General features: G+C 61.0%; 17 protein-coding genes. 3 read left to right on the plus strand and 14 right to left on the minus strand.

Annotated features, from left to right (window positions below; genetic code table 11):
- Positions 1-127: 127 nt before the first annotated feature.
- The gene (locus NE623_RS03865) at positions 128-1003 is read right to left on the minus strand and encodes a YitT family protein (RefSeq protein ID WP_256271582.1); all 876 of its coding nucleotides are present in this window, start codon (positions 1001-1003) and stop codon (positions 128-130) included.
- A 66-nt stretch (positions 1004-1069) separates the two neighbouring features.
- The gene (locus NE623_RS03870) at positions 1070-2209 is read right to left on the minus strand and encodes a hypothetical protein (protein ID WP_256271581.1); all 1140 of its coding nucleotides are present in this window, start codon (positions 2207-2209) and stop codon (positions 1070-1072) included.
- Positions 2210-2535: 326 nt separating this feature from the next.
- On the opposite strand from NE623_RS03870, the gene NE623_RS03875 reads away from it, so the two are divergent.
- The gene (locus NE623_RS03875) at positions 2536-3258 is read left to right on the plus strand and encodes a uracil-DNA glycosylase (protein WP_256271580.1); all 723 of its coding nucleotides are present in this window, start codon (positions 2536-2538) and stop codon (positions 3256-3258) included.
- Between the two features lie 82 nt (positions 3259-3340).
- Complete coding sequence (locus NE623_RS03880; RefSeq protein WP_256271579.1) at positions 3341-4324, plus strand: helix-turn-helix domain-containing protein; 984 nt, start codon at positions 3341-3343, stop codon at positions 4322-4324.
- Between the two features lie 35 nt (positions 4325-4359).
- On the opposite strand, the gene NE623_RS03885 is transcribed toward NE623_RS03880, so the two are convergent.
- The 8 genes from NE623_RS03885 to NE623_RS03920 all read right to left on the minus strand — a co-directional run bounded on the left by NE623_RS03885 (position 4360) and on the right by NE623_RS03920 (position 14021).
- The gene (locus tag NE623_RS03885) at positions 4360-5142 is read right to left on the minus strand and encodes a Cof-type HAD-IIB family hydrolase (protein WP_256271578.1); all 783 of its coding nucleotides are present in this window, start codon (positions 5140-5142) and stop codon (positions 4360-4362) included.
- Between the two features lie 6 nt (positions 5143-5148).
- Entirely contained in the window at positions 5149-6147 is a 999-nt protein-coding gene (locus NE623_RS03890) for an NAD(P)H-dependent glycerol-3-phosphate dehydrogenase (protein ID WP_256271577.1), read from the minus strand.
- A gap of 13 nt (positions 6148-6160) precedes the next feature.
- A complete protein-coding gene (locus NE623_RS03895) occupies positions 6161-6805 on the minus strand; it encodes a metallophosphoesterase family protein (RefSeq protein WP_256271576.1) in 645 nt (214 codons plus the stop codon).
- Complete coding sequence (locus NE623_RS03900) at positions 6802-8769, minus strand: BMP family ABC transporter substrate-binding protein (protein ID WP_256271575.1); 1968 nt, start codon at positions 8767-8769, stop codon at positions 6802-6804. Before NE623_RS03900 ends, NE623_RS03895 begins: the two co-directional genes overlap by 4 nt.
- A gap of 100 nt (positions 8770-8869) precedes the next feature.
- Positions 8870-10165, minus strand: a complete 1296-nt coding sequence (locus NE623_RS03905; protein ID WP_256271574.1) for a putative ABC transporter permease — start codon at positions 10163-10165, stop codon at positions 8870-8872.
- 16 nt (positions 10166-10181) lie between these two features.
- Positions 10182-10811: an epoxyqueuosine reductase QueH gene (locus tag NE623_RS03910; RefSeq protein WP_256271573.1), complete on the minus strand. Its 630-nt coding sequence runs from the start codon at positions 10809-10811 to the stop codon at positions 10182-10184.
- Between the two features lie 153 nt (positions 10812-10964).
- Entirely contained in the window at positions 10965-12863 is a 1899-nt protein-coding gene (locus NE623_RS03915) for a PTS fructose transporter subunit IIABC (protein ID WP_256271572.1), read from the minus strand.
- Between the two features lie 45 nt (positions 12864-12908).
- Complete coding sequence (locus NE623_RS03920) at positions 12909-14021, minus strand: ABC transporter ATP-binding protein (RefSeq protein ID WP_256271571.1); 1113 nt, start codon at positions 14019-14021, stop codon at positions 12909-12911.
- A 121-nt stretch (positions 14022-14142) separates the two neighbouring features.
- On the opposite strand from NE623_RS03920, the gene NE623_RS03925 reads away from it, so the two are divergent.
- Complete coding sequence (locus tag NE623_RS03925; protein ID WP_370866677.1) at positions 14143-14925, plus strand: helix-turn-helix domain-containing protein; 783 nt, start codon at positions 14143-14145, stop codon at positions 14923-14925.
- Positions 14926-15014: 89 nt separating this feature from the next.
- Here the strand turns inward: NE623_RS03925 and galE are convergent, their stop codons facing one another.
- The 4 genes from galE to NE623_RS03945 all read right to left on the minus strand — a co-directional run bounded on the left by galE (position 15015) and on the right by NE623_RS03945 (position 20387).
- On the minus strand, positions 15015-16040 hold the full coding sequence (gene galE / locus NE623_RS03930; RefSeq protein ID WP_256271569.1) for a UDP-glucose 4-epimerase GalE: 1026 nt from the start codon (positions 16038-16040) through the stop codon (positions 15015-15017).
- A gap of 74 nt (positions 16041-16114) precedes the next feature.
- Positions 16115-17047 (minus strand): helix-turn-helix domain-containing protein, encoded by a 933-nt coding sequence (locus NE623_RS03935; RefSeq protein WP_256271568.1) that lies wholly within the window; start codon positions 17045-17047, stop codon positions 16115-16117.
- Positions 17048-17074: 27 nt separating this feature from the next.
- Positions 17075-18169, minus strand: a complete 1095-nt coding sequence (locus NE623_RS03940; RefSeq protein WP_256276135.1) for a hypothetical protein — start codon at positions 18167-18169, stop codon at positions 17075-17077.
- On the minus strand, positions 18084-20387 hold the full coding sequence (locus tag NE623_RS03945; protein ID WP_256271566.1) for an ATP-dependent Clp protease ATP-binding subunit: 2304 nt from the start codon (positions 20385-20387) through the stop codon (positions 18084-18086). The genes NE623_RS03940 and NE623_RS03945 overlap by 86 nt, the downstream gene beginning before the upstream one ends.
- Positions 20388-20411 lie beyond the last annotated feature (24 nt).

Consider the following 20411-nt stretch of genomic DNA (forward strand, 5'->3'; position numbering starts at 1 on the left):
ATAAGCAGAACCGCCCGCGGCACCAGTTGCCGCGGGCGGTTCTGCTTTTACTGATTACATTGCGGTGTAGGGGCGGGGCGCTGCTCCGCCCGCGGAAGCTACCCGGAAAATGTTGCTTGCTGGATACTTATTGCTTTTCTCGTTCCTCGTTCTTGCCAAGCTCCAGCTGGCGGAAACCCTCGCCGTGGACCTCGTTGGACTGCAGCATGATGATGAAGCAGCCGGGGTCAATGGCCTGAATGGCGTGCTCAATCTCGTACAGCTGCTTGTTGGAGCAGGCGCAGAGCACCACATCCTTCGGCTGGCCGCCGTAGCCGCCGCGGCCCTGCAGAATGGTCGAACCGCGGTCTGCCACGCGGTCGATCTCGGCACAGGCTTCGGGACCCTTGTCGGTGACAATCATGGCCAGCATCGAGGACGAGAAGCCGAACATCATCTTGTTGATAACGGCAGAAACGATAAAATTGAACATAATACCGTAGATAATGGAATCTACATCCTGAAACACCGCGCCGTTGAGCAGAATGACCGCCAGCGCCGCCGCAAAGGTGATGTTGCCGAACGGCAGATGCGGGTGGCGGGCTTTGATACCCATGGTGATGAAGTCCAGACCGCCGGTGCTGGAATTGTTCATATAAATCAGCGCGTCGCCAATGCCGCCCACAACGCCGCCGCAGATGGTGGCCAGCAGGCGGTCGCCCTGATAGACCGGCATCAGGGGCAGCAGATAGTCGGTAAAGACGGCAAACAGCACCATGCAGTAGACGCTGCGGACAAAGAACGACTTGCCGAGCAATTTGTAGGTGCACAGGATGATGGGAATGTTGATAAGTACGTTGCTCAAGCCCATCGGAATGCCGAACAGGCGGTACAGAATGGCGCAGATGCCCGCAATGCCGGTGACAGGGACCTCGGCGGCAACGGCAAAGCTGTAGATGCCCGCCGCTGAGATGAAGCAGCCCAGGGTCTGCAGCAGAAAGTTCATGGACTTATTTTTGGTCATAGGGTGGAACCTCCTCAACAAAAAGGCCGGGAGCAAACAATGCTGCTCCCGGCCAAACAATTACGTTCAGACGTTCTTTTTAATATTGGCGGCGCTGTAGGTGTTCAGCGCGGAGTTGTTCAGATTGTGCTCCAATGCAGCGCCTGCTGCGTACAGCTCGTCCTGAATGGCGGTGGACTTCATGCTGGTCAGCAGATCGTACATATTGTTCAGATCCTCAACGGTGTAGGTCTTGAACGGGTCAATCCTGCGGGCCACCAGAATCGTGGTGCCCAAGTCAATGACAGTCCAGTTGTTCATACCGGCCTCGTCCAGCGGGTCGGTCAGGTTGTTGTACTCACCACTGCCGTAGCTGCTCAGATTATCCGGTGTGTACAGCTGGGAGGCAGCGTAGTAGACAGCCTGAGAAGCATTCACCGTGCTGCCCATGGCGGCCATTGCCTGCGGCACATAGGTCATGGCGGCGGTGTACAGGGCGCTGTTGGAAGCAGTCTCAGCGGTGGCCGTCTGGTTCAGGGCGGTCAGGCAGCTTTCAGCCGTGGCCATGATGGCGGTCTTTTCGTCATCGGTGGCCATCGAGTGGCTGCTGTAGTTCACCAGCGGGAACTGCACGGCCTCGATGTAGTAGCAGTCATTGTTGACGTAGTCGGTGTACTCCTCGTCAGTCACAGGCGTGGTGCCGTCTGCGCCGTAGGACATCCGCAGCAGGGCCTTGGCCTTCTGCGCGTTGAGCAGATAGTTTTCCACGCTGGTCTTGGAGATGCCGTTGGCGGTGTACAGGTCACCGTTGGACGTCCACAGGCTGTCGGCTGTTTTGGCAGCCTCAGCAGTGGCGGCGTCATCCAGAACACCGTTCTGCTCGGCAAACTGCTTTTCGACAGCGGCGTAATACTCAATGGCGCGGGTGGTCAGCTGGGCAACATAGTCGCTGCCCACGGCGGTGACCTCCTCGCCGTTGATGGTGCCGGTGCAGGTGGCTTTCAGCACGGCCTTGACGTCGGAGGCTGTCTCGCCGGTGGCAAGGTCAGCCGCGTTGGCGGCGGTGTTGTAGGAATTGTACTGGGCCAGCAGATAGATGCCCGCGGGAATCTCAACGCCGCCGATGGTGCCGACGGTGGACGGCGTGGACATAGAGCAGCCTGCCAGTGCCAGCACCATGCAGGCAGCCAGTGCAAGGCTGAAGAGCTTGGTTTTGATGGAACGCATAAATGGTTCTCCCCTTTGATATACTTTAGGCAATACTGCACAATTCGCGCCTTACGGCTTAAGCGCCGCTGCCGCGGCTACAAAGCACAATCTGCGTTGCAAAAATGCTTGATAATACAATCCAGTATTATCTGCGCTTTTTGCTTAGCAGCTTGTACTTCTCGCTCGCTGCATCGGTACTTAGAATTATGCGGTGTTGCCTTTAGAAGCGACACAACGCCGCAGCATAAATGATATTATACCGCATTTTTGCCGCTATTGCAACCCCTGCGGGGGTGTGATATACTTGTGAAAAATGTATGCAGAACAACTCAGGAGAATAAACGATGCTTTTGACTACGGAATTGGATAAGCTGGCCGCCACGGACTGGCAGCCGTTTTTTGCGCAGGAGCGCGCAAAGCCGTACTTTGCCGAACTGGACGCCTTTGTGACGGCGGCTGCGGCGGAAAAGACCGTCTACCCTGCCGCGCAGAACATCTTTGCGGCGTTCCGCGCCTGCCCGGTATCGGCGGTGCGGTGCGTGATTCTGGGGCAGGACCCCTACCATGAGCCGGGGCAGGCGATGGGGCTGAGCTTCTCTGTGCCGGACGGCTGCAAGGCCCCGCCCAGCCTGCGCAACATCTTCAAGGAGCTGGAAAGCGCGGTCGGCCCCGGCTGTGCGGCCCATACGGACCTGACGCCGTGGGCGAAACAGGGTGTGCTGCTGCTGAACACGGTGCTGACCGTGGAGCAGGGCGCGGCCTTCGCCCATGCGGGCCATGGGTGGGAGACTTTCACCCGCGCCGCGCTGGAATACGCCGCCGCGCAGGGTACGGCCCCGCTGGCCGCTGTGCTGTGGGGCAAGCCTGCCCAGAAGTACGCGCCGATTTTTGAGAAGGCCGCCGCCCGCCGCCCGGTGCTGGTGCTGGAATCCGCCCACCCAAGCCCGCTTTCGGCCTACCGCGGCTTCTTCGGCTCGGCGCCGTTCGGCAAGGTAAACGAGTTCTTGAAAAACAACGATGCAGCGGAAATTGATTGGTGCCTGCCCGCAAACGCAACCCACAGTTGACAGATTGCCGGGGCCGATTTATGGTGTGCAACCGGGGATTCTGGTAGGATAAGGGCAAGGAAATTGAAGGAGGTACACCCAAATGATCTTTGCAGACAAACTTATCACCCTGCGCAAAAAGGCGGGCTGGTCCCAAGAGGAACTGGCCGAGAAACTGAACGTGACCCGGCAGTCGGTATCCAAGTGGGAGGGCGCACAGTCTGTACCTGACATTGACAAAATCTTGCAGTTGAGCTGCCTGTTCGGCGTGACGACCGACTACCTTTTAAAAGATGACGCGGCCGAGCCGGAGTACACCGAGGACGATACCTCTCCCCTGCCCCGGGTGACGCTGGCCCAGGCCAACGACTACCTTGCCAAGGCCCGGGCCAATGCGCCGAAGCTGGCGCTGGCGGCGGCGCTCTGTGTCGTCTCCCCCATCCCGCTGCTGGCGCTGGGGACGCTGAGCGAGGCCGGCCTGTTCGGCATCTGGGATGATTTGGCGGGTGGCATCGGCATCATTGCGCTGCTGGTCATCATCGCCGCAGCGGTGGCTATCTTCATGCAGTGCAGCGCGTCAGTGCGGGCGTATGAATTTTTGCAAAAGCAGGCCATCGAGACTGAGTACGGCGTCACCGGCCTTGCGAAGGAGCGCCGCGACGCCTTTGCGCCGCAGTACGACAAGTCCAACATCCTCGGCACGGTGCTCTGCGTTTTGTCGGCGGTGCCGGTGTTTGCTGCCATGATGGTTGGTGCATCGTTTTTGGTGTCGGCGTCCATCTGCCTGGTGCTGGCCTTGGTGGCCTGCGGCGTCTACGCCTTTGTGCGGGTAGGCACGGTGCGGGACGCCACGGATCAGCTGTTGGAGGAGGGCGACTACACCCGCCCAAACAAAGCCATCAAGAGCCGCATAAACGCGCTGACTGCCGCCTACTGGCTGGTGGTGGTCGCAATCTTCCTGTGGTACACCTTCGGCCCACGGGGAAACGGCCAGCCGCAGTACAGTTGGTTCATCTGGGCCATCGGCGGTGTGATGTACGCCGCGCTGGTAATTGCGGTCAAGGCGTTTATGAAGAAGAATCGGTGAAAATAAAAAAGGCTTCCCCTTGGGGAAGCCTTTTTTTATATCAGCCCAAAATGTTCCAACGCCTTCGCCAGACCGTCTTTCATAATATCATCCGTGACATAATCGGCGGCGGCCTTGGCCTCCTCGCAGGCGTTGCCCATCGCTACGCCGATGCCTGCGTATTCCAGCATCGTCACATCGTTGCCGCCGTCACCGAAGGCGATGCACTGCTCCCGCGTCAGCCCAAGATGTGCCAGCGTCTGCCGCAGGCCGTTGGGCTTGCCGCCGCCCTCGGGTAGGATATCGCAAAAATCATCCGCCCAGCGCACAGCCAGACAGCCGGGGCAGCGGCGCAGAAACTCCGCCTCGTGCTCCGGCGGCAGAAAGGCGCTGAGCTGGTAGATGTCATCCGCTTCAATGCGGGCGGCCACATCCCCTGTCCCCTGCTGCAGCTCCCGGGCAAAATCCCGGCTTAAATCGTTAATCAGGTTGAACAGGCAGAAATCCCGGCCCACGAACCCGACCGAGAGCTTCTCCGCCTGAATATACGGCAGCAGCGTGCGCAGTGCGGCCTTGTCAATGAACTGGCTGTAGAGCAGTGTGCCGTCAGCAAGATAGCAATACTGGCCGTTCATCGTCACATAGCCGTCAAACGGGATGCCGTCCAGCGCGTGCAGATACGGCAGATGCACCGGCGGACGGCCTGTGGCAATAAACGTCTTTACGCCGTTTTTGCGCAGCCGTGCAAGGGCGTCCACCGTGGAAGCGGGCAGCGCCTCTGCCCCAAAGGGCAGCAGCGTGCCGTCAATGTCAAAAAATGCAGCTTGAATGTCCGCCATGGCGTCTTACTCTTTCTTTAGACCGCGGCTCATCAGCGCCATCAGCGCGTTGCGGGCCTCCAACTTGCCGTCCAGAATGGAGGCAACCGCCTGTACAATGGGCATTTCCACCTTGTACTGCTTGGCCAGGCGGCAGGCGGCGGGCAGGGCGTTGATGCCCTCCACAACCTGACCGACCTCGGCCTTGGCATCCTCCACGGACTTGCCGCGGCCAATCAGCATACCGGCGTGCAGGTTGCGGCTGTGCATACTGGTGCAGGTAACAATCAAATCCCCCATGCCGGACAGCCCGGCGAAGGTTTCCGGTTTGCAGCCCATCGCCAGTCCCAGGCGGGACAGCTCGGCATTGCCGCGGGTGATAAGGGCGGCCTTGGCGTTATCGCCGTAGCCCAGACCCAGCGCAATGCCAACCGCCAGCGCAATGACATTCTTGACCGCGCCGCCCAGCTCGGTGCCGCGGCGGTCATCGTTGGTGTAGACGCGGAAGGTGGGGGTGGTAAAGACCTTCTGCACGGTCTTGGCGGCGTCCTCATCGGCGCAGGCCGCCACGATGGCCGTGGGCATATCGCAGGCAACCTCCTCGGCGTGGGTGGGGCCGGACAGCGCCACCACGCGGGCCTTGCGGTGCGCCTTGGCCAGCTCGTCCTCAATGATTTCGCTCATGGTCATCAGGGTCTTGTCCTCAATGCCCTTGGCAACGTCCACGATGAGCTGCCCCTCCGGAATGTGCGGCGCGGCCTTTTTGGCGGTGGTGCGCACAAAGGGGGACGGCACAGCAAACAGCAGAATATCGCGGCCGGTGCAGGCCTCGGCGATATCGGCGGTATAGTGCATCGTGGCGGGCAGCTCCATGCCCGGCAGATTGGGATGGCGGCGGGTGGTGCTGAGAGATTTCAGCTCGGCGGGAAGGGCGCTCCACACGGTGACATCGCGGCCGTTGGCGGCCAGCAGGCGTGCCAGTGCGATACCCCAGGTACCCGCGCCGAATACTGCAATTTTTGTCATGAAAAAGTTCTCCTTATTTCTGCCACAGTCCCGCAAACAGACGGTGGCGGGGCTTTTCAATCGGTGGCTCGGCGTCCAGATAGACGCGCTCGTAGCAGTTGATGATGCGCGTGGAGCCGTACTGGTGCTCCCGCGGAATGGTCGAACCATAGTTCAGATGGATATGCCCGTGCAGCAGATACTGCGGGTGATACCGGTCCAGCAGGGTGGAAAACGCCGTAAAGCCGTGGTGGGGCAGGTCGGCCAAATCGCCGTAGCCGTGCAGCGGTGCATGGGTGACCACAATATCCACGCCGCCGTGGCGGTCGATCTTGCCGCGCAGGCGGTTGACCCGCTTTTTCATCTCGGCCTCGGTGAACTGCCAGGCACCGGTGCGGTAGCGGCAGCTGCCGCCCAGTCCTACAATGCGCAGACCCTTATAGACATACAGCTCATCGTCGATACATTCCACGCCCTGCGGGGGGAGGGTATCGTAGCTTTCATCGTGGTTGCCGTGCACATAGAGGACAGGCACGGGAGCCATGGTTGCCAGATATTCCAGATAATGGCGGCTCAAATCGCCGCAGCCGATAATCAGCTCCACGCCCTCCAGCTTGTCGGGGGTGTAGTAGTCCCACAGGGCCTTACATTCCTCATCGGCAACTGCCAGAATCTTCACAGCTCGGCCTCCTTCTCAACAGGAAGCAGGTCGCGGTGGATACCCTGCATACGATACATCGGTTTGGAAACCTCCGCCAGCTCGTCATATTCGGGAATGTGTCCGTCCACGGCGTCGCACAGCCAGTCCATATGGGCAATCTGCTCCAGCTCCAGACCGTGGCGGCCGCTGTTCTTGACGCTGCCGTCCTGTGCCGTGATGCGGCAGTGGAAGGGGTCAATCATACCGGAGGTGACACCGCTGCGCAGAATCTGCGCCAGATGGGTCACGTCGGGCGGCAGCTCACGGCTGAGCAGCACATCCATAACGCCGCTGTTCATGCCCCACCAGTAGTTGACGGCGCGGCCGTCCGTGCCGGATTTGTCCCGCACCCAGCCGCCGTTGAGCACGGTGCGGATGACGTTCTCATAGAACTGGCCCCAGTGCCAGAAGGGGGTAGCCAGATCCTGCAGCACGCCGCCCTGACGCACCAGGAAGGTGCCGAACTCCCGCTGAGGGCGGTTGGGCATCGGCGCGTCACGGCCGGAAATAACTGTGATGCCCTTCTGGGTGAAGGTGTGCAGCAGGTCCTCCTGATCGGGCAGGCAGGTCCACTGCAAATCAATGTGCACGCGGGGGTTGGCCATCCGTGCGCCGAGGGCAAAGGCGTTGATATTGGCAGGCACGCCGAAGCTGGGGTAGTCCGCCACATAGCCGATGCGGTCACCGGCGGCCATAGCGCCCGCAATGGCGCCGGTGATAAACTTGGCCTCATACACGCGGGTGTAGTAGGTGCGGATGCTGGCGTAGGGCATTTCCATTGAGCAGTTCAGAATGCGCACCTGCGGGTGCTTGACCGCGGCGCGCAGCGAGGCACCCACCAGCTTGGGGCTGGTGGTAAAGACCACGTCTGCGCCATCGGCAATGGCCTGCTCCACAAGGGCATCGGCGTTCTCACCGGCGATGGCGTTGAAGTAGGCGGTTGTCTTGACCTGGCCGTCAAAGACCATATCCAGCTGTGAACGGCCAAATTCGTGCTGGCTTGTCCACGAGCTGGTGAAGGGGGTGCGCTCATGCACAAAGGCAACCTTCAAATGGCTGGGCGCGGTGCGTTTGCCGGGCAGGATGCGCCCCAGCAGCCCCGCCTGCTTCGGCTCGGCGGGCTTGCCACTGACCTGCACAGGGTCAGCCTTATCCAAGGCCAGCACATCATCCCACAGGGCGTCCAGCTTTTCGCTCAGCTCGTTGGGGCTCAGGCTGGCCAGCTCCTCCTTGGTGTAAACGCGCAGAAGCAGCAAAAGTACATCCCCGGTGGTCAGCTGCAGCTTGTCACCGCCGTGGGCCAGATAGGCCTTGCCGACCCAGTTGTACAGGGACAAAACCTCGGCGCGGTCATCGTCAGACCACGGTTCCTCGGGCTCCTTGCCCAGTATTTTCTGCAGGCGGGCATAGCTGCCCGGCTTGGTAAAGGTGATAAGATAGGTCTTGGTGATGGGATAATAGTGCATGAACTCATAGTACTGCTGCACCGTGGGGTCATCGCTGTACTGGGGCACCACGCGGGTCACGTTGCCGGTGATGCTGCTGGCACCGAAGTACTTCAGCACGCTGACGCGCTTGTTGCCCTCCTGCACATAGAAGCGGCCCATGTACTCAAAACAACGGATGGGGTCACGAATGCCCTCCTCCACGTGGGCCATGCAAAGGCTGATCCACTTGGCGGAGAACTCGGACTTCATATCCAGCAGCGGCATAAAGTTGGACGCGAAGGCTGCCGTGCGGCCCGCGGTCTTGGTGCCCACCAGCAAATCCAGCGGAATGTCCACCAGCCCCAGCGGAATCTGGTTTTCTACCGGAACGTTCTGCAAAATATCGTCCAGCACAGGCAGAAACGGCGATTGCCCGGTGAGCATCTTCTCCCGGTAATCGCGCTGGCCCAGCTTTTGCGCCTTCTGATATTCCACAATAGCTTCGCTGCGGTTCACAGCCGGTCGCCTCCTTACTTATACAACACCTACAAAAATAGTATAACATATCTGTACGAAATATACAAAGGAAAATCGCAAGCTCTCCCCTGCCCCGGGGTTATGAGGTGTGCACGGCCTTCGGGTAGACCTTGTGCATACGGTCATTGTCATAGTGCTCGTCAAGATATTCGGCCACCGCGCCCTGCGCCGGAACGCCGTTGAGCCGGTCATTGTACCGGATGAGCGCCGCCGAGCTGACCACCATATCTAACGCCATAAAAAGGCAGAGAGCCCATGTCAGCACCGTGCCGAACCGGGTGGGCAGCTTCTCAATGGTGGCAGAAATCGGCGGATAGAGCAGCTTGAACCACGCCACAGCCGCAAAGCCCCAGAAAAAGCAGTACAGCAGGTTGATGCGCCCGCCCAGATTGAACGGAATGGCGCTGTAATCCCAGAACACAGCGCCAAAGACAATCTCGGTAAAGACGCTGCAGAGGTATTCATACGCGCCGCCCAGCAGCGTACCGGCGATGAAAAGCCAGCTGGTGGGCTTGTCCTTGTAGCGGTACAAAAGCTGTGTGACCAGCGCAATGGCCAGACCCCACACGATGGAGAAGGGGCCCCACACCACGCTGGAACGGCTCATCCATTCGCCGCCGGTGACACGGCAGAAAATCGTCTCGGTGATATCACCGAGGAACGCGCCGATAAAGAACAGCAGGATGATTTTGTAGGGGCTGCACCCGGCGGCAAAGGTGCCAGCCTTCTGCCGCTTGGGGCGGGCCAGCGTCAGCGCAGGGTGGCTCCTTGCCATACGGCGCTCGACGTGGTCCAGAATCCACAGGCCGCCCCGGACGGTCAGATTGGCCAGACGGTTCTCCACCGACTGCGCCGCCGCCCAGCGGTAGCGCAGGCCCGCTATAGCCAGCAGGGTGCCAATCAGGTCAATGGCCAGCACCGCCAGCGCTACCCAAAGCACAATGGCGGAGATCGTGTGGGGAATCAGGCCGAACAGCGCCAGCAGCAAGGGGTTGAGCCACTTGAGCATAATGACGCCCAGCACGCCCCATGTGACCGAGGCACCCAGACAGACATAGCCGTCCAGATTGAAGGGCATAGCGCTGTAGTCCCACCAGCGGGTGTGGGTGGTGTATTCCAGAATGTGGCCGCCAATCCACTCAATGACGGTGGCATAGACGGCGCTGAACACCAGCAGGAAGAACCATCCGTCGCGGATGTCCCGCAGGGCGAAGGTGATGACCAACGCGCCGATGCCGTACAGAATACACAGCGGCCCGCTTAAAACGCCGCGGTCCTGATATTTGCGGTGCACCGCGGCCGTAAAGACAACCTCTGTCACCCAGCCCAGGAAGGAGTAGGCAAAAAAGAGAAAGACGATAGAATAGAAGGTCATAGTCTGCTCCTGTTTTTTATTTGGTGGAAATGGCGGCGGTTTCCCGTTCGCGCTTGCTGAACACACAGCCGCAGTAATCCTGCCGGTAGAGGCCATATTCGGCGCTCAGCTGCAGGCTGCGCTTGTAGCCGTCCTTTTTGCGGAACTCACTGGGCAGGAACTGCACGCCGTACTGTGCGCCCAGCTCGGTGCCCAGCGTGTTCAGACGCACAGGGTCCTTCATGGGGGAAATCGAAAGCGTGGTGCAGTACCACGCAAAGCCGTGCTCGGCAGCGTAGCGGGCCGCCTGCTCCAGCCGCAGCTTATAGCAGACTGTGCACCGCGCCCCCTTTTCCGGCTCGTTTTCCAACCCCTTTACGGCGGAATAGAACTCCTGCGGGTCATAGGGCAGCTCCACCACAGGGTAGTGGAAGCCCGCCTGCGCCACAAAGCGCTCCAGCTCGGCCTCCCGGCGGTGATATTCCTCCGGCGGGTAGATGTTGGGGTTGTAGTACAGGATGGTGATGTCAAAATACGTGGCCAAGCGTTCCAGCGTGGCACTGGAGCAGGGCGCGCAGCAGGCGTGCAGCAGCAGCGTGGGCCGCGTGCCGTCCAGCGTGCGCAGAACCTTTTCCATTTCCAGCTGGTAATTGATGCGGTTGGGCATAGGGATAACCTCGTTTATACGGTGGCAGGGCGGACCCTGTTCCAAGTGGTTTATATTTATCTCAGTATAGCATAAAGTCCCGCTGCGCGCAATGCGCGGCGGGACGATGAAACGGAGAAAGACGGAGAAACAGGAAAGCAAAATGCGGGAGGGCTACTGCTTCAGCGGCTTCTTCAGCACGCCCAGCAACAGGGCGGTAAGCAGGCTGCCGCAGAGAAGGGCAACCAGAAAACCCAACGGGTTGCCCATAACCGGCAGCAAGAACAAGCCGCCGTGGGGCGCGGGGCAGCCGCAGCCGAGCAGCACGGCCAGAAAACCCGCCAGCCCGCTGCCGGCCATGCAGGAGGGCGCAACCCGCAGCGGGTCACGCAGTGCGAAGGGCAGCGCACCCTCTGTGACGAAGGACGCACCCATCACCAGGTTCTGCGGCACAGAACGGCGCTCGTCCGTGGTGAACCGCGTGGGAAACAGCAGGCAGGCCAGTGCCACGCCCAGCGGTGGAATCATACCACCCGCCATAACCGCGGCCATAATGTCGTACTGGCCGCTGACAAGCGCCAGCGTGCCGGTAACGTAGGCGGCCTTGTTGATAGGCCCGCCGTAGTCTGTGGCCATCAGCGCGCCCAGTATGGTGCCCAACACCAGACGGCTGCCGCCCTGCATCCCAGTCAGCTGGACGGACAGCCAGTGATTGAACCGCCCCAGCGGCGGGTTGATGACCATAACCATCAGCAGCCCGACCACCAGCAGGCTGAACAGCGGCACAAGCAGGCCAGTTTTGATGTGGTCCAGCGTCTGCGGGATGCCGCGGAGCAGCCAGTTCAGCAGCCGCGCAAGCAGCCCGGCCGCAAAGCCCGCAATCAGTGCCCCCCAGAACCCGCTGGAAATCCAGCTGAGCTGGTTGCCGGTGGTCATACCGACCTGTGCCAGATAGCCGCCCACCAGACCGGGCATAAAGCCGGGCCGGTCGGCGATGCTGTAGGCGATGAAGGCGGCCAGCACCGGGTACATCAGCCGGAACGCGGCGTTGCCGACGTTCGTCATCACCTCGGTGAGCTCGCCGGAGCCCGCGGAGTGCTGGATGAACATGGACAGGGCAAGCATGATGCCGCCGCCCACCACAAAGGGCAGCATATGGGAGATGCCACTCATCAGGTGGCCGTAATACTCGCGGCCCAGCTCTTTCCAGTCGTTGGTGCGGAAGGCGTGCCCGCCGCGGTAGACGGCGGCCTTGCCGGAAACCGCTTTCTCCAGCAGGGCATCGGCGTCGCGCACAGCCTCCCCTGCCGAGGTGTACACCACCCGCTTGCCGACGAACCGCGCCAGTGAAATGGAACGGTCCACCGCTACAATGATGCAGTCGGCGGCCTGAATATCCTCCTCGGTCAGCTCGTTGGCAACGCCCGCCGCGCCGTTTGTCTCGACTTTAATCGTCACGCCACGGGCCTGCGCGGCCTGCTGCAGTGCTTCCGCCGCCAGATAGGTGTGCGCAATGCCGGTGGGGCAGGCCGTTACGCCCAGCAGGCGGTAGCCCGGCTCGTTGGTAGGGGCGGGCGGTTCGGCGGCGGGGTCATCCTGCGCCTCGCGCTCCGCAATGGCACGGCAGAACGCCTCAGGCGTTTTGCTGCTGCGCAGCCGGGTGCAGAAATCGGTGTCCAGAAAGAGGGTGGCCAGCTCGGCCAGCACCTGCACGTGCAGGTCATTGGCCTCGGCCGGGGCGGCAATCATCACCAGCATCTGCAGCGGCTTGCCGTCCGGTGTGTCGCAGGCCAGCGGCGGGTCCAGCGTCAGGGCCGCCAGCTGCAGCCGCTTGACGGAGGCGCTTTTGGCGTGGGGAATGGCCAGCCCATTGCCCACGCAGACACCGCCCAGCGCCAGCCGGGCGCGGACATCCGCCGCAAACACGGCTGTGTCTGTCAGATATTCGGTGCCGTCCAGCAGCGCAACCAGCTGTTGGACAGCACCCTCCAGCGAGTCCGCACGCTGGCGCAGTGCAACACAGCCCGGCTGCAGATAGTTGGCGATGCGCATGGTCAGTTCCTTCCTTACCAAAAAAGCGGTTCCGCCGCAACGGAACCGCTATGATAGCTAGTAAAATTAGTTGAGCAGGGTCTTCTCGGTCTCGGGGTCGAACAGATGGATCTTGTTGGTGTCCATAGCAACCACGATCTTGTCACCACGGCGGGACTTGGAGGTGGGAGCGACACGAGCCATCAGGTTCTGGCCCTGATAGGTCAGGTACAGATAGATCTCAGCGCCCATCAGCTCGGAGACTTCGACCTCGGCGTTCAGGTGGCTGGTGGAGTGCTTCTCAAGGAACTCCTCGTCGTCCTTGATGTCCTCAGGACGGATGCCGACCTTCAAGGTCTTGCCGACGTAAGCGTCCAGCTTGCCGTCCGCAGTCTTTTCCTTCGGCAGAGGAATGGTGGTGCCGGCCAGATCGACAGTGTACTGGTCGCCGCTCTTCTGCAGGGTGCCATCGAGGAAGTTCATCTGGGGGCTGCCGATGAAGCCTGCGACGAAGATGTTGCAGGGATAATCGTACAGGTTCTGCGGGGTATCGACCTGCTGGATCATGCCGTCCTTCATGACGACGATGCGGTCGCCCATGGTCATGGCCTCGGTCTGGTCATGGGTAACATAGATGAAGGTGGTAGCCAGCTTCTTGTGCAGCTTGATGATCTCGGTACGCATGCTGGTACGCAGCTTAGCATCCAGGTTGGACAGAGGCTCGTCGAGCAGGAAGACCGCCGGGTTACGGACCATTGCACGGCCCAGGGCAACACGCTGACGCTGACCACCGGACAGAGCCTTCGGCTTACGGTCGAGCAGGTGCTCGATCTCCAGGATCTTAGCAGCCTCGCGGACGCGCTTGTCGATCTCGTCCTTGGGCATCTTGCGCAGCTCCAGACCGAAAGCCATGTTCTTGTAAACGGTCATGTGCGGGTACAGAGCGTAGTTCTGGAAGACCATCGCGATGTCGCGGTCTTTCGGGGGAACGTCGTTGATCAGACGGTCGCCGATGTACATCTCACCGCCGGAGATTTCCTCCAGACCGGCAATCATACGCAAGGTAGTGGACTTACCGCAGCCGGAAGGACCGACGAAAACGATAAATTCCTTATCAGCAATCTCCAGGCTGAAATCAGGAACAGCAACAACGTTGCCGGGGTAAACTTTCTTGACGTGACGGCAGCTAATGGAAGCCATAATGCTCATCCTCCAAATATATTCAGTGGTTTTCAGTCCATGTAGAGGGGACTGTTTCTGTTGACAAGACTATAATAACAGGTTATAATCTGCTTGAAAATAGCATTTTATTGATATAGAGGTGTCGAAATTGATATTTGATCCGGAAATCTACTGCTCGGCCGCCGAGGCGGCCGAGCTGGACGGCACACAGCCGCTGACCCTGACCGGAAACGGGCTTTGGGTGGGGGTGCTTTCCCGTGGCATCTGCCTGCTGGAGGGGCTTGACCGCCCGGGGCAAAGCGGTGATATTCTGCTGGGTGCAGCCCCCCTGACGCTGACGCCCCAGAGTGACTGCCATCTGCTGGCGGTGCGGATGGTGGGCCACTGCACAGAAAGCTATCTGCTGCAGTTGGGCGCAGTCCGCTGGGCAGACGGTGCCGCCTGCCCCGGTGCAGCGGAACTGATTGCCCAGCTGCACAGCGCCCGCACCGCGTCTATGGCCTATGCGCTGCTCTGCGCCGTGAGCAAGGCGGACGAGACGGCCCGCCCCCTGCCGCCGCTGGTGGCCGAGGCGGTAGCGGCCATCCGCCAGAACTATATGGCACTGTACGGTGTTGAAGAGCTGAGCGAGCAGCTGGGTGTGACGAAAAGCCATCTGGTGCGGGTGTTCAAGCAGGAAATCGGCGTGCCGCCGGGGCGCTACCTTACGAATGTGCGGATTGAGGCGGTCAAAGCGCTGCTGCTCAGCGATGAGTACAACTTGGAGATGATTGCGGGCCTGACGGGCTTTTCCGGCGCTAACTACCTGTGCCGGGTGTTCAAGCGGGAGGTGGGGCTCTCCCCCGCTGCGTGGCGCGCCGCCGCCGCGCCGCTGCCCACCGTGCCCAAGCTGCCCCCGCGCAGCCAGGAAATGTATGTGTAAAAGAGAGCCTTCCCCCTCGGGGGAAGGCATACAAAACAAATGCCCGATGCGGCTCGTCACTGCATCGGGCATTCTTACTTTATGAAATTTTATTTCGCGGTCTTATACCCATCGGGGTTGTGGCTCTGCCAGTTCCAGCTGTGGGCGCACATCTCCTCAATGCCGTACTGGGCCTCCCAGCCCAGCTCGCGCTTGGCCTTGCTGGGGTCACACCAGCACTCGGCAATGTCGCCGGGGCGGCGCGGGTCGATAACATAGGGAATCTCCTTGCCGCAGGCCTTGCTGAAGGCGTGGATGACATCCAGCACGCTGTAGCCGTGGCCGGTGCCCAGATTGCAGATGAACAGGCCGGGCTTCTGCTCCAGCTTCTTGATGGCCGCCACGTGGCCGCGGGCCAGATCCACAACGTGGATGTAGTCGCGCACGCCGGTGCCGTCGGGGGTCGGGTAGTCATTGCCAAAGACGTGAACCTTCTCCAGCTTGCCCACGGCAACCTTGGCAATATAGGGCACAAGGTTGTTGGGGATGCCGTTGGGGTCCTCGCCGATCAGGCCGGACGGATGGGCACCGATGGGGTTGAAGTAACGCAGCAGCGCCACATTCAGCTCGGGGTCAGCCTTGCAGCAGTCGGTCAGGATGCGCTCGGTAAAGACCTTGGTGGTGCCGTAGGGGTTGGTGGTGCCGCCCACGGGGAAATCCTCGCGGATGGGCACGCTGGCGGGGTCGCCGTAGACGGTGGCAGAGGAGGAGAAGATGATGTTGTGGCAGTTATGGCGGCGCATAACGTCCAGAATGTTCAGCGTGCAGGCCAGGTTGTTGGAGTAGTACTCAATGGGCTTGGAAACGCTTTCGCCCACAGCCTTGTAGGCGGCAAACTGGATAACGCAGTCAATGTCCTCGTTCTCGGCAAAAATTTTCTCCACGGCGGCCTTGTCGGTCATATCAGCCTCGACAAAGCGGAAGTCTTTGCCTGCAATCTTCTTGACGCGGGCCAGAGCCTCGGGGCAGGAGTTGTAATAGTTATCGGCCACGACAATGTCGTACCCTGCGGCCAGAAGCTCTACACAGGTGTGGCTGCCGATGTAACCGGCACCACCGCTAACCAAAATTGCCATAACAGTCGTCTCCTTTTAAATTTATGTTTTTGTTGCCTGCGGGTGAGGGTTTCACCCGCCCTTTGACTTGTATTCTACACTTTCTGCGGGCCTTCTGCAATAGTTGATTTTGATTCTGATTTGGCTTTTTGTTGCTTGTTTTGCCGTTTGGCAGGCAACCCCTGCTGAATCCGGCGGTAGGCAGAGGGTGTGTGCCCGGTGGCAGCGCGGAATTTCTGGCTGAAATACGCGCCGGAGCAGTAGTGCATCTGGGAGGCAACCTCCCCCGGGGAAGCCCCGCGGGCCAGCAGCTGGGCCGCATACTCGATGCGCATGGCGGAAAACTCCTCCATTGCGGTGCGGTGCAGCCGGGCGCGGAACGCCTGCTGCAGCTGCGGCCGGGTGCAGCCCACGGCGCGGCAGAGCTCATCAATCTTGACCTCATGCTCAAGGTTCTCTGAGAAGTAGGCACGGGCCTCCTCCACCAGCGCGGCCTGGCGGCGCTCCCGCCGGACGCGGGCCACCGGGCGCTTGGCGCGGCGGCAGCGGCGCGCCAGCAGAATCAGCAGATTTTCCAGATGGATGATAAACTGCTGCATCGCGCCAAAGGGCAGCTCCTGCCGGATGACGGGCGGCTTACCGGGGGTCGGAGCGGGGTCAAACAGCTCGTTGGCGGCGTTGGCAAGCCAGTTTAAATCATGCTGCTCGGCGGGCTCGGCGTGGAGCATAACCCCGCGGAAGCGGTCCATGGCAGCACAGGTGCAGTAAAAATCAATGCGCAGGGTTTCGGGCGGGACCTCCCCCGCCGTGGTCATGGCAAAGACCTCGCCCGGCTGGTGAAAGAGCAGCCCGCCCGCCCGCAGCAACACACGGCGGTCATCGCAGCGCTCCTCAATGGTGCCGCTGCGCACAAAGAGCAGCTGCCACGCCTGTGTCTGGCGCGGCGGAAAGGAATCCTCGGCACGCCATTCGGAGGTTCGCGCCGCCGGAACGGCCTCGACCCGCAGCGGAAATTCTTCGTTCAGCATGGGTTGCTCCCTTCTAGGGCCGGCGGCCTACAGGGCCACCGCGTCGGGCCACGGCGCGGCAGTCGGCACGGCGTCCGCCGCCTCCTGCCGGAACACGCCGGGCGTCACGGTGGCCAGCGCCGGGAACTCGGCAAGCTCGGGGCAGGTGTCGGCAAGACCTAAGCAGTAGGCGGTCAGCGGGCTGATTTCCTTCGTGATTTCGTCAAACCGGCTGATGCCGTCCTCCTCATAGGTGCTCAGCATAATATCATCGGGATAGGTCTTTTCTACGTAGGCGGACAGGGCCTCGTCCACATAGGGGTCACCGCTGCCCGCATACAGGTCGGGTGCGCCGAACAGGTGCAGAATCTCATGGGCATAGGTGGCCGGGGACTCGTCCTCCCCATCTGTGTAGGCGTCCGTTTTGTACAGGCAGCTGTACTCATAATAGAAATACTCGCCGTCATCCGCGTAGTGCGCCATGGTGAACGAGGTGCCGCTGATGGGCAGATAGAACAGAAAGCCGATATGCCGGGCACCGTAGGCGGCCAGACGGCTGTCTGCGGCCAGCGATTCGCACAGGGCATCCATCTCGTCCAGAAAGGCGGTGCTTTCGCTGGAATTCTCCCCGCCGGTGATGGCAGACTGCAGCAGATAGCTGCGGGTCAACGTGGCGTCACTTCCGTCCGCACTGCGGTCACAGTACAAATGCACCGCGGCACCGTAGACCTCGCCTTGGGCGGCAATCCAGTCCACGGCCATCTGGGTGCGCTGCACGGCGGCGGCGCGGCTCTCGGCATCCCACGTCCTGCCGTGCGCAGCATCGTTCAAAAAGACGTTCACGAGCACGGTTGGCTCGGTCAGCAGCGCAGCGCTGCCGTAGTCCTTCTGCGCCTGCGTGAAGGTGGGGGTCGGCGCGGGGGTTGGCGTGGCCGCCGGGCTTTCTGCCCGGGGCGGCTCAACCGGCAGTGTCTGCACCGAAACCCGGGCCGAACAGCTGCAGAGCAGGACCGCGCCCAGCAGCAGCGCGGCCAGACGTCTGTGTAGTGTGTTCATCTTAAATTTCCAGCACGGCCTTGCCGTCATGGTCGGCCAGCTCCAGCGTGACGGCGCGGCCATCCAGACGGCCATCGACCAGTGCATCGGAGATGGGGTCCTCAATGGTCTTGCGGATGGTGCGGCGCAGCTCACGCGCACCGTACTTGGCGGAGCTTTCGGCCACAATGTCCGCCAGTGCGGGCTGGGTGTAATGCAGCGTGATGCCGTGCGCGGCCAGACCAGGCTGGTACTCGTCCAGCATCAGCGCGGCAATCCTTTCCAGACTTTCCTCGCTCAGCGGCTTGAAGGTGATGATCTCGTCCACGCGGCCGATGAACTCGGGGCGCAGGAACTCCTGCAGAGCCTTGCGGCACTTGTCGGCGCTGGCAATCTCTGCCGTCTTGCCGAAGCCGGTGGCGGCGCTCTGGTCGGTAGAGCCTGCGTTGGAGGTCATGCAGATAACCGTGTTGGAGAAGTCCACCGTGCGGCCCTGCGCATCGTTGATTTTGCCCTCGTCCAGAATCTGCAGCAGGATATTCATGACGTCAGGATGTGCTTTTTCAATCTCGTCAAAGAGCACAACGCTGTAGGGGTGGCGGCGGACCTTCTCGGTCAGCTGGCCGGCCTCGTCATAGCCGACATAGCCCGGAGGCGAACCAATCAGGCGGGACACCGCGTATTTCTCCATGTACTCGCTCATATCAATCGAAATCAGCGGGTCCACGGTATCAAACAGCTGGTTGGCCAGCTGCTTGACCAGCTCGGTCTTGCCGACACCGGTTGGGCCGACAAAGATAAAGCTGGCGGGGCGGTGGCGGCCGGACAGGTCGGCGCGGGCGCGCTTGATGGCCCCCGCCACGGCGTGGACGGCCTCGTCCTGCCCGATGATATGGCTGCGCAGGGCTTCCTCCAGCCCCTGCAGGCGGCCGTACTCGGTCTCCTTGATTTTCACGGCAGGCACGCCGGTCCACAGCTCAATGACCTGGGCCACATCGTCCATCGTGACCTCAATCTCGGCCACTTTCAGCTGCAGGGCGGGCAGCTTTTCGCGCTGCTGCGCCAAATCGGTCTTGACAGCGGCCAGTGCCTCGTAGTCAATGGCGGCATCCTGCCCTTCGGGGTTCTCCAGCTCGTGCTCGCGGGTCTCCAAATCGGCCACAGCGCGCTGGGCTTCCAGCAGCTCGGTGATTTCGGGGTGGCGCAGATTGCAGCAGGCGCAGGCCTCGTCCAGCAGGTCAATGGCCTTGTCCGGCAGGAAGCGGTCGGTGATGTAGCGCTCCGACAGCTTGACGATGCTGGTCACAATGGCATCCGGCACGCGGACACAGTGGTGCTTCTCGTAGTAGATGCGGATGCCCTTGATTACCTCGATGGTGTCCAGCAGGGACGGCTCCTCGACCTTGACGGGTTGGAAACGGCGTTCCAGCGCGGAATCCTTCTCGATGTACTTGCGGTACTCGGCAAAGGTGGTCGCACCGATAACCTGCATCTGCCCGCGGGAAAGGGCGGGCTTCATAATGTTGGCTGCGTTCATCGAGCCGTCGGAATCGCCCGCGCCCACGATGGAGTGAATCTCATCAATGAACAGGATGATGTTGCCCGCGGCCTTGACCTCGCTGATAAGCCCCTTGACGCGCTGCTCAAACTGGCCGCGGAACTGGGTGCCGGCCACAAGGCTGGTCATATCCAGCAGATAGATTTCCTTATCCTGCAGGCGGGCCGGAACCTTGCCCTCGGCAATGCGCTGGGCAATGCCCTCGGCAATCGCGGTCTTGCCGACACCGGCCTCGCCAATCAGGCAGGGGTTGTTCTTCTGGCGGCGGCAGAGGATCTGAATCGTGCGGTAAATTTCGCGGTCACGGCCGATAATGCGGTCGGTCTTGCCGTCGCGGGCCTTCTGGGTCAGGTTCTCGCAGTAAGTTTCCAGGAACTTGCGGCGGGGGGCCTTGTCCTTCTTGCCGCTCTTGGCCTTGGTATCGTCCCTGGGCTGGCGTGCGCCGAAGCCGAAGGGGAACACCGGGCTGCCGCCGGGCACAAAATCATCCTGCGCGGCGGGCTCGTCATCGCCCTCGGCATCGTCACCGTTCATCATGGGGGCCATCATACCAGAGTCGGCAGCCTCCTGCAGGAAGCTGCTCATCCGTTCCTCTATATTTTCCAGATCCTGATCGGACATACCAAACTGCTTCATCAGATCATCCACAGGCTGGATGTGCATGGCGCGGGCGCAGGTCAGGCAGTAGCCCTCCTGCACGGCCTTGCCGTTCTCAAGTCGCTGCACAAACACAACGGCGGGTCGCTTTTGGCATTTTACACAAAGCATTCTATCACCTCTATATTGAACACC

Source organism: Gemmiger formicilis (genome assembly GCF_024462815.1).
Lineage (GTDB): Bacteria > Bacillota > Clostridia > Oscillospirales > Ruminococcaceae > Gemmiger.

Coding starts and splice junctions, on each gene's coding strand:
- NE623_RS03890 (WP_256271577.1), bottom strand. CDS start 6,147: ATGACAAAAATTGCAGTATTCGGCGCGGGTACCTGGGGTATCGCACTG.
- NE623_RS03905 (WP_256271574.1), bottom strand. CDS start 10,165: ATGACCTTCTATTCTATCGTCTTTCTCTTTTTTGCCTACTCCTTCCTG.
- NE623_RS03885 (WP_256271578.1), bottom strand. CDS start 5,142: ATGGCGGACATTCAAGCTGCATTTTTTGACATTGACGGCACGCTGCTG.
- NE623_RS03870 (WP_256271581.1), bottom strand. CDS start 2,209: ATGCGTTCCATCAAAACCAAGCTCTTCAGCCTTGCACTGGCTGCCTGC.
- NE623_RS03880 (WP_256271579.1), top strand. CDS start 3,341: ATGATCTTTGCAGACAAACTTATCACCCTGCGCAAAAAGGCGGGCTGG.
- NE623_RS03920 (WP_256271571.1), bottom strand. CDS start 14,021: ATGGCTTCCATTAGCTGCCGTCACGTCAAGAAAGTTTACCCCGGCAAC.
- NE623_RS03935 (WP_256271568.1), bottom strand. CDS start 17,047: ATGCTGAACGAAGAATTTCCGCTGCGGGTCGAGGCCGTTCCGGCGGCG.
- NE623_RS03940 (WP_256276135.1), bottom strand. CDS start 18,169: ATGCACTGGTCGATGGCCGTCTGGATGGCCGCGCCGTCACGCTGGAGC.
- NE623_RS03865 (WP_256271582.1), bottom strand. CDS start 1,003: ATGACCAAAAATAAGTCCATGAACTTTCTGCTGCAGACCCTGGGCTGC.
- NE623_RS03910 (WP_256271573.1), bottom strand. CDS start 10,811: ATGCCCAACCGCATCAATTACCAGCTGGAAATGGAAAAGGTTCTGCGC.
- NE623_RS03875 (WP_256271580.1), top strand. CDS start 2,536: ATGCTTTTGACTACGGAATTGGATAAGCTGGCCGCCACGGACTGGCAG.
- galE (WP_256271569.1), bottom strand. CDS start 16,040: ATGGCAATTTTGGTTAGCGGTGGTGCCGGTTACATCGGCAGCCACACC.
- NE623_RS03945 (WP_256271566.1), bottom strand. CDS start 20,387: ATGCTTTGTGTAAAATGCCAAAAGCGACCCGCCGTTGTGTTTGTGCAG.